Origin of the sequence: Sulfitobacter delicatus, assembly GCF_900102535.1 — a bacterium.
In the GTDB taxonomy this organism is placed as follows: domain Bacteria; phylum Pseudomonadota; class Alphaproteobacteria; order Rhodobacterales; family Rhodobacteraceae; genus Sulfitobacter; species Sulfitobacter delicatus.
Genome location: NZ_FNBP01000001.1, coordinates 13,582 through 26,157 on the forward strand (window position 1 = coordinate 13,582; position 12,576 = coordinate 26,157).

19 protein-coding genes and 1 pseudogene are annotated in these 12,576 nt (G+C 59.4%); all 20 read right to left on the reverse strand.

Annotation, left to right across the window (positions count from 1 at the left end; all coding sequences use genetic code 11):
* Nucleotides 1–54: 54 nt before the first annotated feature.
* A pseudogene (locus BLS57_RS00050) lies at nt 55–819 on the reverse strand (AAA family ATPase); the annotation flags it as partial.
* 1 nt (nt 820) lies between these two features.
* Nucleotides 821–2,194 carry a trypsin-like peptidase domain-containing protein gene (locus tag BLS57_RS00055; protein ID WP_093739089.1) on the reverse strand — a complete coding sequence of 458 codons (1,374 nt, stop codon included), beginning with the start codon at nt 2,192–2,194 and terminating at the stop codon, nt 821–823.
* A 133-nt stretch (nt 2,195–2,327) separates the two neighbouring features.
* On the reverse strand, nt 2,328–2,744 hold the full coding sequence (gene rplQ / locus BLS57_RS00060; protein ID WP_007118863.1) for a 50S ribosomal protein L17: 417 nt from the start codon (nt 2,742–2,744) through the stop codon (nt 2,328–2,330).
* 163 nt (nt 2,745–2,907) lie between these two features.
* Nucleotides 2,908–3,924: a DNA-directed RNA polymerase subunit alpha gene (locus BLS57_RS00065; protein WP_093737974.1), complete on the reverse strand. Its 1,017-nt coding sequence runs from the start codon at nt 3,922–3,924 to the stop codon at nt 2,908–2,910.
* Nucleotides 3,925–4,038: 114 nt separating this feature from the next.
* Nucleotides 4,039–4,428 (reverse strand): 30S ribosomal protein S11, encoded by a 390-nt coding sequence (gene rpsK, locus BLS57_RS00070; protein ID WP_093737976.1) that lies wholly within the window; start codon nt 4,426–4,428, stop codon nt 4,039–4,041.
* Nucleotides 4,429–4,443: 15 nt separating this feature from the next.
* Nucleotides 4,444–4,812, reverse strand: coding sequence for a 30S ribosomal protein S13 (gene rpsM / locus BLS57_RS00075; protein WP_093737978.1), 369 nt, complete (start codon nt 4,810–4,812; stop codon nt 4,444–4,446).
* A gap of 284 nt (nt 4,813–5,096) precedes the next feature.
* Nucleotides 5,097–5,744: an adenylate kinase gene (locus BLS57_RS00080; protein WP_093737980.1), complete on the reverse strand. Its 648-nt coding sequence runs from the start codon at nt 5,742–5,744 to the stop codon at nt 5,097–5,099.
* Complete coding sequence (secY, locus tag BLS57_RS00085) at nt 5,741–7,123, reverse strand: preprotein translocase subunit SecY (protein ID WP_093737982.1); 1,383 nt, start codon at nt 7,121–7,123, stop codon at nt 5,741–5,743. Before secY ends, BLS57_RS00080 begins: the two co-directional genes overlap by 4 nt.
* Nucleotides 7,124–7,242: 119 nt before the next feature.
* On the reverse strand, nt 7,243–7,725 hold the full coding sequence (rplO, locus tag BLS57_RS00090; protein WP_093737984.1) for a 50S ribosomal protein L15: 483 nt from the start codon (nt 7,723–7,725) through the stop codon (nt 7,243–7,245).
* 442 nt (nt 7,726–8,167) lie between these two features.
* Nucleotides 8,168–8,356: a 50S ribosomal protein L30 gene (rpmD, locus tag BLS57_RS00095; protein WP_093737986.1), complete on the reverse strand. Its 189-nt coding sequence runs from the start codon at nt 8,354–8,356 to the stop codon at nt 8,168–8,170.
* A 2-nt stretch (nt 8,357–8,358) separates the two neighbouring features.
* Entirely contained in the window at nt 8,359–8,940 is a 582-nt protein-coding gene (gene rpsE / locus BLS57_RS00100) for a 30S ribosomal protein S5 (protein WP_093737988.1), read from the reverse strand.
* A gap of 173 nt (nt 8,941–9,113) precedes the next feature.
* The gene (gene rplR / locus BLS57_RS00105) at nt 9,114–9,473 is read right to left on the reverse strand and encodes a 50S ribosomal protein L18 (protein ID WP_093737990.1); all 360 of its coding nucleotides are present in this window, start codon (nt 9,471–9,473) and stop codon (nt 9,114–9,116) included.
* 11 nt (nt 9,474–9,484) lie between these two features.
* Nucleotides 9,485–10,018 (reverse strand): 50S ribosomal protein L6, encoded by a 534-nt coding sequence (gene rplF / locus BLS57_RS00110; protein ID WP_093737992.1) that lies wholly within the window; start codon nt 10,016–10,018, stop codon nt 9,485–9,487.
* Between the two features lie 10 nt (nt 10,019–10,028).
* On the reverse strand, nt 10,029–10,421 hold the full coding sequence (gene rpsH, locus BLS57_RS00115) for a 30S ribosomal protein S8 (protein WP_093737994.1): 393 nt from the start codon (nt 10,419–10,421) through the stop codon (nt 10,029–10,031).
* 12 nt (nt 10,422–10,433) lie between these two features.
* Entirely contained in the window at nt 10,434–10,739 is a 306-nt protein-coding gene (gene rpsN, locus BLS57_RS00120) for a 30S ribosomal protein S14 (RefSeq protein ID WP_007118851.1), read from the reverse strand.
* An 18-nt stretch (nt 10,740–10,757) separates the two neighbouring features.
* Complete coding sequence (gene rplE, locus BLS57_RS00125) at nt 10,758–11,321, reverse strand: 50S ribosomal protein L5 (RefSeq protein WP_093737996.1); 564 nt, start codon at nt 11,319–11,321, stop codon at nt 10,758–10,760.
* The gene (gene rplX / locus BLS57_RS00130) at nt 11,314–11,625 is read right to left on the reverse strand and encodes a 50S ribosomal protein L24 (protein ID WP_067267981.1); all 312 of its coding nucleotides are present in this window, start codon (nt 11,623–11,625) and stop codon (nt 11,314–11,316) included. The genes rplE and rplX overlap by 8 nt, the downstream gene beginning before the upstream one ends.
* A gap of 2 nt (nt 11,626–11,627) precedes the next feature.
* The gene (gene rplN / locus BLS57_RS00135) at nt 11,628–11,996 is read right to left on the reverse strand and encodes a 50S ribosomal protein L14 (RefSeq protein ID WP_007118848.1); all 369 of its coding nucleotides are present in this window, start codon (nt 11,994–11,996) and stop codon (nt 11,628–11,630) included.
* A gap of 63 nt (nt 11,997–12,059) precedes the next feature.
* Entirely contained in the window at nt 12,060–12,305 is a 246-nt protein-coding gene (rpsQ, locus tag BLS57_RS00140; protein WP_007118847.1) for a 30S ribosomal protein S17, read from the reverse strand.
* 14 nt (nt 12,306–12,319) lie between these two features.
* The gene (gene rpmC, locus BLS57_RS00145; RefSeq protein WP_007118846.1) at nt 12,320–12,523 is read right to left on the reverse strand and encodes a 50S ribosomal protein L29; all 204 of its coding nucleotides are present in this window, start codon (nt 12,521–12,523) and stop codon (nt 12,320–12,322) included.
* Nucleotides 12,524–12,576 lie beyond the last annotated feature (53 nt).

Genomic DNA, 12,576 nt, shown 5'->3' on the forward strand with positions numbered 1-12,576 from the left:
GAAACGACCCTCAAAACGCTGGTTTGGGTATTTTTTTGCTTTGGTCTATAGAGTTAAATATGAGATCAGGTTGTAATGCGAATCGCCGCCCTTGTCGTATTGCGCCGCCCGGCGCATCAGACGCTTTGACAGCCCCGGTTTGTCGAGCGGCGCATCGCCTTTCCATGCCGTCACCTGTTCGATCAGATTGAGCAGCGCGCGCCCGTCGCCATCGGCCATTTCCAACAGCGCTTCGCGGGCATCGGGCTGTAGCGGCAGCGGCTTGCCCAGCTCCTGCTCCGCCCGCTGCGCCAAACGCTCCAGATCATCATGCGGCAAACGTTCCAGCACCAGCACCTGCGCGCGCGACAGCACAGCGGCGTTCAACTCAAAACTGGGGTTCTCAGTCGTGGCCCCCACCAGCAGGATGGTGCCATCCTCCATATGCGGCAAAAACCCGTCCTGCTGCGCTTTGTTGAAACGGTGGATCTCGTCGACAAAGAGCAGCGTTCCCTTGCCCTGCCGCCGCCGCAGCTTGGCTGCGTCAAAGACCTTACGCAGTTCCGGCACGCCCGAGAAAATCGCGCTGATCTGCACAAAATGCAGGTCCGTCTCATCCGCCAGCAGCCGCGCGATGGTGGTCTTGCCCACCCCCGGCGGCCCCCAGAAGATCAGCGAAGACAGCGCGCCAGAGGCCAGCATCACGGTCAGCGGTCCATCGGGCCCGAGCACCTGATCCTGCCCGATCACTTCACCCAAACTGCGCGGGCGCAGGCGGTCTGCTAACGGGCGGTGCCCGTTGTCGGCCACTGCGTCGCCGTCGCCAAATAGATCCGCCACGCTACCCCCTAAACCGCAGCGCGATGCGCCGGTCGCCGCGTTGGATTACCATTTGAATGCGCCGCACCTGCCCCGAGAGCAGTGCCAGCAGCGCGCTTGTGTCTTCGACTGTAACCCCGTTGATCGATTGGATCACGTCCCCGTCCCGCAGCCCCACCCGCGGGCCAAAGCGTCCAGCATCAAGCACCACAACGCCCGTGCTTTCCAGCGGCAGGTTCATTTCGGATATCACCGCCGGATTGACCCGCGCGGCGCGCAAGCCCGGTAGAAGGCTCCGCCCGCCAAGCGTGACCTCAGCCCGGTCCGGCGTGTCGGGGGCCGCGATCAGCGCCACGGTCATCTCTTGCGCCGACCCGTCGCGCATCACCGTCACCCGCGCGCTATGACCAAGACCGGCGACGGACATGCGGTAGATCATCTCTGCCGGCGTATTCACCGGCTGGTCATCCACGCTGACGATCACATCGCCCACCTTTAGCCCTGCCTTATGAAACGGGCTTGCAGCATGCAGACCCGACACGATGATCCCGCCCGGACGGTCCAGCCCCAGCGGCCCGGCCATATCAAAATCCACCGGCTGCCCCGAAAGCCCGGCCCAAGGCCGGTTAAACACCGCCTCCCCCGCCCGCGCCTGTTCGACAAAGGCCGCGACAAGATCGGCAGGAATGGCAAAGCCGATCCCATTGCTGCCCCCAGACCGGGTCAGGATCGAGGTATTCACCCCAATCAGTCGCCCGGCCATATCAATCAGCGCACCGCCGGAGTTGCCCGGGTTAATCGGCGCATCGGTCTGGATGAAATAGCCCAGCCCGCCGTTATTCGCCGCGCCAGAGCGCGCAAGGCCCGAGACGATGCCGCTCGAGACCGTCTGTCCCACGCCAAAGGGGTTGCCGATGGCCAGCGCCAACTCCCCGACCTCGACCGCATCACTGTCGCGCAACTCCAAGAACGGCAGGTCTTGCGCGCCCTCCAGCTTAAGGATCGCCAGATCACTTTCCGCATCCCCCAAAAGCACATGCGCGCTGTATTCCCGCCGGTCGTTCAGGACCACGCGAATGTCGGTCGCGGTGCCAACAACGTGGTAATTCGACACCACGATCCCGTCTCCCGAAAGGATCACCCCCGAGCCGAGCGAGTTCTGCACCCGTGGGCGTTCAGAGAATTGATCGCGAAAGAAGCGCTCGAAGAACGGGTCAGACTGCAGCGGCGTGCGCCGGGCTTCGGTCATGATCTTGGCGTAGATATTCACCACCGCGGGGGTGGCTTCTTTAACCAGCGGCACAAAGCTCAACTGCATCTGCGCGGCGGAGCTGGGCACTTGCTGCGCCGCCAGGGGGGCGGCGAACAGCATCAGGATCATCAGGACTATTCTCATGCCCTCAGATATGCGCAGCCGCTCCAGCCTGCGCAACACCCATTTCTTTTTGGCCAAAAATATCCCTGCACCCCGCCAAACAAAAAAGGCCCCGCCAAATGGCAGGGCCTTCCGATCCGCAATCTGCGAAATCTTATTCCGCGGCGTCTTCTTCAGCCAGACGCGCTTTGTCAGCGGCGCCTTTGGCGTCGCGGTCGCGGTCGACGAATTCGATGATCGCCATCGGCGCCATGTCACCATAGCGGAAGCCAGCTTTCAGAACGCGGACGTAACCACCCTGGCGGTCTTTGTAGCGCGGGCCGAGGATGTCGAACAATTTCGCGACATACTGGTCTTCTTTCAGCTTGCTTGCTGCCTGACGACGGGCGTGCAGATCGCCACGTTTGGCCAGCGTGATCATCTTTTCGATGATCGGCTTTAATTCCTTGGCTTTCGGCAAGGTTGTTTTGATTTGCTCATGCTCGATGAGCGAGCCTGCCATGTTCGAGAACAACGCCTTGCGGTGTTCATGTGTACGGTTCAGGCGGCGGTATCCACGTGCGTGACGCATTTCTTAGTCTCCAATTTGATGCCCTCTACGGGCGGTTTTGCTTTGTCTGGCCCGCGATGCGTGTCTTGGGCTCTCCTTGGGGCTTGTGCCCGGTCGTAACGGTGCCCGATTTCTTTTGAAGAAATCGGCCCGGAAACTTTCAAAGTTTCCGGGGCCGTGTCTCTTAGAACGAATCCTCGAACTTCTTGGCGAGGTCTTCGATGTTTTCTGGCGGCCAGTCTTCGACGTCCATGCCAAGGTGCAGGCCCATGCCCGACAGCACTTCCTTGATCTCGTTCAAGGACTTGCGGCCAAAGTTCGGCGTGCGCAGCATTTCGGCTTCGGTCTTCTGGATCAGATCGCCGATGTAGACGATGTTGTCGTTCTTCAGGCAGTTTGCCGAACGCACCGAAAGCTCCAGCTCGTCGACCTTCTTGAGCAGCAGCGGGTTGAATTCCAACCCATCGTCGTCGTCCTGACGGGAGGCCGATTCCGGCTCGTCGAAGTTCACGAAAATGCCCAGCTGATCCTGCAGAATGCGCGCGGCAAAGGCCACGGCGTCATCCGGCGTGATGGACCCGTCTGTTTCCACTTTCATGGTCAGTTTGTCATAGTCCAGCACCTGGCCCTCACGGGTGGGCTGCACGTCATAGGAGACCTTCTTGACCGGCGAATAGATCGCGTCGATCGGAATGAGACCGATAGGCGCATCTTCGGGCTTGTTCTTGTCTGCGGAGACATAGCCCTTGCCGGTGTTGACGGTCAGCTCCATGTAGACATCTGCCCCATCGTCGAGGTGGCAGATCACGTGCTCGCGGTTCAGAATCTCGATGCCGGCGGATTCGGAGATGTCACCGGCAGTTACGACGCCTGGACCTTTGGCAGAGATCGACAGGCGCTTGGGCCCTTCGACTTCCATGCGCAGGCTGACGCCTTTGAGGTTCAGGATGATGTCGGTCACGTCTTCGCGGACACCGGACACAGAGGAAAACTCGTGCAGCACGTTGTCGATCTGTACGGATGTGATCGCCGCACCCTGCAGCGAGGACATCAGCACGCGGCGCAGCGCGTTGCCGAGCGTCAGGCCAAAGCCCCGCTCCAGCGGTTCGGCCATAACGGTTGCCTGACGGGCCGGGTCATTGCCCGGCTTGACGTCAAGCTGTTGCGGCTTGATCAATTCAGCCCAATTCTTGTGGATCATGCGTCCCTCCATCCTTGTTTGTGCCTCATGTCCAAATGACACAAACGCTCGAGGTTTCTGAAAAGCGGTATGGGGCCGCACGCAAGGCGCGACCCCATGTAAAACAGTCCCGGCTTAAACGCGGCGGCGTTTGGGCGGGCGGCAGCCGTTGTGGGCCATCGGGGTCACATCACGGATCGAGGTGATGTTGAAACCGGCAGCCGCCAGAGCGCGCAGTGCGGATTCACGACCCGAACCGGGGCCCTGCACTTCGACTTCCAGCGTCTTGACGCCGTGGTCTTGAGCCTTGCGGCCCGCATCTTCGGCGGCCATCTGAGCAGCGTAGGGTGTCGATTTACGCGACCCTTTGAAGCCCATGGTGCCGGCGGAGGACCATGCGATTGCATTGCCCTGCACGTCCGAGATCAGGATCTTGGTGTTGTTAAAGCTCGAGTTCACATGCGCCACACCTGCGGCGATGTTCTTGGAGACCTTACGCTTGGTGCGTGTCTTATCGCGTGCCATTGTTCAGACCCTCCCTTATTTCTTCTTGCCAGCAATGGCCTTTGCGGGGCCCTTGCGTGTGCGTGCGTTGGTATGGGTGCGCTGGCCGCGAACCGGCAGGTTCCGACGGTGGCGCAGGCCACGGTAGCAACCAAGGTCCATCAGGCGCTTGATGTTCATCTGCGTGTCACGACGCAGGTCACCTTCGACGGTGTAGTTCGCGTCGATGTGCTCGCGCACGGCCAGAACTTCGGCGTCCGACAGTTCATTGACCCGGCGGGTCTCGTCGATGCCGACGGCTTCGCAGATGGCTTTGGCGGAGGAGGTGCCAATACCGGTGATATAGGTGAGGGCGATGGGAACCCGCTTTGCAGTCGGGATGTTTACGCCGGCAATACGTGCCACGTTAGCTATTCCTTTTCGTTGCGGGTCCGTCGTTCCAGACCCTTTTTTCACAACACAAGCCCGAGGCGATAAGGCCATCGGGCTAAGGCTGATCAGGTGATCTTGCGGGGGAAGGCAAAAGGCCGGCCCGCAATTTGATTCTCTTTCGAGATAGGGGTGACTATGAGGTTTTGCGCAGAGCGTCAAGCCGTCGTGCAGCAAGAACTGCCGATCGGCCGCAGAGCGCCGCCCTGCCCCAAACGCAAACGGGGGCCGAAGCCCCCGCAGCAGAAATCTCAGATGCCTCAGGCGTCAAGAATGCTCGCGATTGCGCCGCGCACTTCTTCGATCTTGCCCAGACCGTTCACACCGCTCAGCATGTCTTTGGCGTAGTAATAACCAATCAGCGGCGAGGTCTGCTTGTAATAGGCCATCAGACGGGTCTTGAGGCTTTCCTCGTTGTCATCCGCCCGACGCTTGAACTCGGTCCCGCCGCAGTTGGTGCATTTGCCATCTTCCGGGATCGGCTTGGTCAGGTCGTTGTAAACCTCACCACAATTCGCACAGGTGGAGCGTGCAGTAATACGGGCGACCAGCGCCTCGTCGTCGACCTTCATCTCAATCACGGCATCAAGGGTCTGACCCTCATCTGCCATCAACTCGGCCAACGCATCGGCTTGCGCCAATGTGCGCGGGAAACCGTCAAAGATGAAACCGCCATGCGCAGCCTTATCGGTGAGCTTTTCACGGATCAGACCGATCACGATCTCATCTGTCACCAAAGCACCACGGTCCATAACATCGGCAACAATCTTGCCCATCTCCGTGCCGCTGTCCTTGGCTTCGCGCAGCATGTCGCCCGTAGAGAGCTGAACCATGTTGCGGGTCTCGACCAGATGACGTGCTTGCGTGCCTTTGCCTGCGCCCGGAGGCCCGAGTAGAATAATGTTCATCGACGTACGGGGCTCCGTTTCTTGCGTGTACCTTTGCCTTTGCCTGCACCCTTACCGCGCAGTTGCGATTTTTCAAGCAGGCCTTCGTATTGATGCGCGAGCAAATGGCTCTGCACCTGTTGGATCGTGTCCATGGTCACCGACACAACAATCAGCACCGACGTGCCGCCGAAGTAGAAGGGAATGGCGAACTGGCCGCGCAGGATTTCTGGCAAAACACAGACCGCAGCGAGATAGGCTGAGCCCAACACAAGGATGCGGTTCACGACATACTCAAGGTACTCCGACGTGCGCTTGCCGGGGCGGATGCCAGGCACAAAGCCGTTCTGGTTTTTGAGGTTGTCGGCCACGTCATCGGGTTTGAAGCTGACGTTGAAAGTATAGAAATAAGCAAAGAAAACGATCATGCCCACAAAGAACAGCAGATAGAGCGGCTGACCGGGGCCAAAGTTCGCCAAGAGCCAAGACATCACCGGGCTGGTGGAATTGCCCGAGAAGGTGCTGACGGTGACCGGCAGCAGCAGCAAGGACGAGGCAAAGATCGCCGGGATCACGCCTGCGGGGTTCACCTTGACCGGCAGGTGGCTGGTGCCGCCGTCATACATCTTCATGCCGACTTGGCGGCGGGGGTATTGAATATGGATCTTGCGCAGCGCGCGCTCCATGAAGACCACGAACATAATCGTCGCGATCACCATGACCAGAACGCCAATGATCACCGCAGGGCTGATCGCGCCCGAGCGGCCCGAGGCAAAGAACTGCGCGATGGCGGCGGGGACTTCGGCGATGATGCCGACAAAGATAATCAGCGAGATGCCGTTGCCGATGCCGCGTGCGGTGATCTGCTCACCCAGCCACATCAGGAACATGGTGCCGCCCACCAGCGTGATCATACAGGCCGCGATAAAGCCAAAGCCCATCTGACCGTCGGCAACAATGTCACCGGCCTGAAGGCTGACCGCGAGGCCGTAAGACTGCAAGGTCGCCAACGCCACGGTGCCGTAGCGCGTGTACTGGTTGATCTTTTTGCGGCCCTGCTCGCCCTCTTTCTTCAACTGCTCCAGCGCCGGGACCATGGAGGTCAGCAACTGGACGATGATCGAGGCCGAAATATAGGGCATGATGCCCAGAGCGAAGATCCCCATGCGGCCAAGCGCGCCGCCGGTGAACATCGAGACCATACCGCCGATACCCTGGCCCGCGCTTTCCATAAAGTCGCGCAATGCGCCACCGTCGATGCCGGGCACCGGGATAAAGGTGCCAAGGCGGTAAACGATGAGCAGCCCGAGTGTGAACAGGATCCGATTGCGCAGGTCTGTTGCCTTGCCCAATGCGGCCCAGCTCGTGTTCGCGGCCATGTTTTCGACGGCAGATACCATGAGGGGTCTCTTCTCTTGTTGCGAAAACGCCGCCCGGGCCGTTTTCCGGCGGGCGGCGTTCGGGAAAACTTGAGGTTATGTAAGCGGCTGACGCGCCGCTCACAAGCCTTAAGGCCGCTTTACTCGGAGGCTTCAGCAGCCTTCGCAGCCGCCACAGTCACCTTGCCGCCGGCCTTCTCGACCGCTTCGATTGCGGACTTGGAGGCGCCAGCAACGTTCAGGTCGATCTGGGAGGTGATGTCACCTTTGGCCAGAACGCGGATGCCGTCCAGCTCGCGGCGCACGAGACCGGAAGCGATCAGGGCGGTCGCGTCGATGGTGGAACCTGCGTCCAGCTTCTTGGCGTCGATGAATTTCTGGATCAGGCCCAGGTTCACAACAGCGAAAGATTTGCGGTTTGGCTTGTTGAAGCCACGCTTGGGCAAACGCTGGTAGATTGGCATCTGGCCGCCTTCGTAGCCGTTGATGCTGACACCGGAACGGGACTTTTGACCCTTGATACCGCGGCCACCCATTTTACCCTTGCCGGAGCCAGGGCCACGGCCAACGCGCATACGCTTTTTGGTTGCGCCTTCGTTGTCGGAAAGTTCGTGAAGTTTCATGTCGCTTCTCCTTTTGCCGGAAATGGCCCCCAGCGACGGGAGTGGCCAAACGCGGCGTTTCGATTCCATTGCGACCCAACACGGGCCACCGGGGGCGTATAGGGGATGGCGGAAGGCGTGACAAGGGGGTGGCGGCGTAGCTTGACGTACGCGCGGGGCCTCGCTGCCCAGAAGGGCCATCGCCTGCCCGTGGGGTGGCGATCCGAATGGTGATCCGTGCCACTTTATGGTGCAGCACTCGCGCGCTCTAGCAGAGTTGCACCAAGCCTCCCTAAATCGCCAGCCCGCCCGGACGGGCAGGCGATGGCCCGGCGCCTGCGGCTTGATTCCGGGCCTGCGGTGCTACGAAACGACGCACCCTGCCCCGCAACGCAAAACGCCCCGCAGTTTCCTGCGAGGCGTCTTCGTAGCGTGGATCCCCACCCTACCGCTAAACCGAAGTTCAGCCTTTCTCTTCGACGATCTCAACCATGTGCGAGATCTTGTTGATCATGCCGCGGACGGAAGGTGTATCTTCCAGCTCACGGGTACGACCCATTTTGTTCAGACCCAGGCCAACCAAGGTTGCCTTTTGCTTGGCGGGGCGGCGGATCGGCGAGCCGACCTGCTTGATTACGATTGTCTTGGCCATGCTTATGCCTCCTCAGCCACTTGTGCGGAGGACTCGACGTTGTCATCACGCTTGGGCAGAATGTCAGCCACTTTCTTGCCGCGACGCTGCGCGACGGAACGGGGCGATTGCTCTTTTCTCAGACCGTCCAAAGTGGCGCGGATCATGTTGTAGGGGTTCTGCGAACCGACCGACTTGGACACAACGTCCTTCACACCGAGCATCTCGAACACGGCACGCATCGGACCACCGGCGATGATACCGGTACCTTCAGGTGCTGTCCGCATGATGACTTTGCCGGCGCCGTGGCGGCCGTGCATGTCATGGTGCAGCGTACGACCTTCGCGCAGTTGCACGCGGATCATCTGACGCTTGGCTTGCTCAGTCGCCTTGCGGATGGCCTCGGGTACTTCTTTCGCTTTACCCTTACCAAAGCCGACGCGGCCTTTCTGATCGCCCACGACCACGAGTGCGGCGAAGCCGAAACGCTTACCACCCTTAACGGTCTTGGACACGCGGTTGATCGCGACCAGACGGTCAGCGAATTCCGGGGTCTCGTCGCGCTGGTTGCGGCGGTTGCCCCCACGGTTGTCATCTCTTGCCATCTGGCATCTTCCTTATTCTGTGGCCCCTTAGGACCCTTAGGATCAATCCTGGTGGGCCAGCGGCCCCCGGATCATCGAGAGGGCCAGCGTGGCCCTCTTCGCAGGAAAGGTGCGTGCGGAGCACACACCCTACGTGGTGATGGTGGGTGCGTGGTTGCCCACGCACCGCACAATCAGATCTTCAGACCGCCTTCGCGGGCCGCTTCGGCCAAAGCTTTGACCTTGCCGTGGAACAGGAAACCGCCACGGTCGAAGTATGCTTCTTCCACGCCGGCTTTCTTGGCACGCTCGGCGATCAATGCGCCAACCTTGGTTGCCGCTTCGACGTTGTTTTTGCCAACGAGACCCAGGTCCTTCTCCATGGTGGAGGCGGAGGCCAGTGTGACGCCGTTCACATCGTCGATCAACTGAGCCGAGATGTTTTTGGACGAACGGTGTACCGACAGGCGCATGCGCCCGGCGTTCACTTTGCGGAGTTTGTTCCGAACGCGCATGCGGCGTTTCAGGAACAGCTGTCTTTTGGTGTTTGCCATCTTTCCGTTCCTTACTTCTTCTTGCCTTCTTTGCGGAACACGAACTCACCCTTGTAGCGGATGCCTTTGCCCTTATAGGGCTCGGGCTTGCGCCAAGCGCGGATGTTCGCAGCGACCTGACCAACAAGCTGTTCGTCAATGCCTTCCACAACGATTTCGGTCTGCTTCGGTGCTGTCACGGTGACGCCCTCGGGCGCAACGTAGTCAACATCGTGGCTGAGGCCGAGGTTCAGTCGAAGCGTGTTGCCGTTGATGGCCGCACGATAACCAACACCTTGGATCTCAAGCTCTTTTTTGAAGCCCGTGGTGACACCAGTCACCAGGTTTTCGATCATGGTGCGGGACATGCCCCACTGCTGACGCGCGCGCTTGGACTTGCCACGCGGTGTCACAGTGATTGCATCGTCTCCGACCGTCAGTGTTACGTCGTCAGTCGCACGGAAGCTGCGGGTGCCCTTGGGACCTTTAACTTCGATCGTCTGACCGCTGACCTCTGCCGAAACGCCCGAAGGCATGGCGACAGGTTTCTTACCAATACGAGACATGGTCTACTCCTTAGAATACGGTGCAGAGCACTTCGCCGCCAACATTGGCAGAACGTGCAGACGCGTCCGACATCACACCCTTGGGGGTGGAGACAATCGACACACCCAAGCCCTGACGGACCACTGGGATGTCATTGACGGCCATGTAAACGCGACGACCGGGTTTAGAGACCCGCTTCAACTCGCGAATAACAGGCTCGCCCTCGTAGTATTTCAGGCTGATCTCGATAGCGGGGTGGCCGTCGGCGCCCGTCATCTTTTCGTAGCCGCGGATGTAGCCTTCGTCGGCCAGCACGTCCAACACCCATGCACGCAGCTTGGAAGCTGGTGTCACAACTGTGGATTTGCCGCGCAGCGAAGAGTTACGGATGCGTGTCAGCATATCTGCGATAGGATCGTTCATCTGATGCGCTCCTTACCAGCTCGACTTGACCATGCCGGGGATCTGGCCCGAAGAGCCAAGGTCCCGCAGCGCGATCCGCGAAATTTTCAGTTTACGATAGTAGGCGTGCGGGCGGCCCGTCAGCTGGCAACGGTTGTGCAGACGCACAGCAGAGCTGTTGCGCGGCAGTTTCGCCAGTTTCAGGGAAGCGCGGAAACGCTCTTCCATCGGTTTGCTTTCGTCGCTCACGATCTCTTTCAGAGCCGCGCGCTTCTCAGCGTACTTCTTGACCAGTGCTTCGCGCTTCTTCTCGCGCTCGATCATGGATTTCTTAGCCATTTCTAATCCTTCCCGCGCTTATGAATTGAAGGGCATGTTGAAAGCTTTCAACAGCGCCTTGGCTTCAGCGTCGGTTTTCGCCGTGGTGGCGATCACGATGTCCATACCCCAGGTCTCGTCAACTTTGTCGAAGTCGATCTCGGGGAACACGATATGCTCTTTCAAGCCCATGGCGTAGTTGCCACGGCCATCAAAGCTTTTGCCCGGAACGCCGCGGAAGTCGCGGATACGGGGCATTGCGATCGTGATCAGACGGTCAAGGAATTCGTACATGCGGTCACCGCGCAGGGTCACTTTCGCACCCAGCGGCATTTCCTCACGAACGCGGAAACCAGCGATGGATTTCTTGGCGATGGTTGTCAGAGCCTTCTGGCCTGCAATCGTCGTCAAGTCTTCCTGAGCCGACTTGGCTTTCTTGCTGTCACGCACGGCTTCGGCACCACAACCGATGTTCAGAACGATTTTGTCCAGCTTGGGGATCATCATGTCGTTCTTGTAGCCGAATTCCTCTTTCAGGGCGGCGCGGATCTTTTCGCGGTATTCGGCCTGAAGGCGGGGTGTGTAGGTTGCGGTATCAAGCATCGATCACGTCCCCCGTGGTCTTGGCAAAGCGCACTTTCTTGTCGCCTTCGATTTTGAAGCCCACGCGGGTAGCTTTGCCGTTGGCATCTACCAGTGCGAGGTTGCTCAGGTCGATCGGCATCGCCTTGGGGATGCGGCCGCCCTGAGATGTCTGTGTCTGGCGCGTGGCGCGGATGGCGATTTTCACGCCGTCAACGATGGCCTTGTTCGACTTGGGGTCAACGGACGAAATGGTGCCCGTCTTGCCCTTGTCCTTGCCGGACAGCACGATGACCTTGTCACCTTTGCGAAGTTTAGCAGCCATGATTACAGCACCTCCGGAGCGAGCGAGATGATTTTCATGAAGTTCTTCGCACGCAGCTCACGAACAACCGGCCCGAAGATACGGGTGCCGACAGGCTCGTTGTTGTTATTCAAGATAACAGCCGCATTGCGGTCGAAACGGATGGCGGTGCCATCGTCACGACGAACTTCTTTGGCGGTGCGAACGACGACGGCCTTACGGACGTCGCCTTTTTTCACACGACCGCGAGGGATGGCTTCCTTGACCGACACGACAATGATGTCGCCGACGGATGCGTACTTACGCTTGGAACCACCCAGGACCTTGATGCACTGAACACGGCGCGCGCCGCTGTTGTCAGCAACATCCAGGTTGGTCTGCATCTGGATCATTTGGTTTCTCCCGACCTTCTGGGGGGCGATGCGGCCCTCATCCCAGGGTTTCGTTTAAGGGGTTCAGGCTTCGGCTGTTTCCGAAGTCAGAACTTCCCAACGTTTGGTTTTCGACTTGGGTGCACATTCGATGATGCGAACGGAATCGCCCACTTTGAATGTGTTGTTCTCATCGTGAGCCCGGTACTTCTTGGACTTACGAATGGTTTTCTTCAGAACCGGGTGCGTAAAGCGGCGCTCTACGGAAACGGTAACTGTCTGTGCGTTGGCGTCCGATGTCACGGTGCCTGTAAGGATACGCTTGGGCATTTTTCAGGCTCCTCTTATTCGGCTGCCGCAGCAGCGGCTTTCTGGTTCAGCACGGTGTGGACACGGGCCACGTCACGCTTCACGGTCTTCAGACGTGCGGGGTTCTCCAGCTGGCCGGTGGCCTGCTGAAAACGCAAGTTGAAGGATTCTTTTTTCAGGTTCACAAGTTCGTCGCGGAGCTGGTCCGGCGTCTTGTCATGCAGTTCGCTGGCTTTCACGGCCTCTTCCTTTCAACATCACCAGTAGGCCCCTGTGGGGTGACCATGATTCT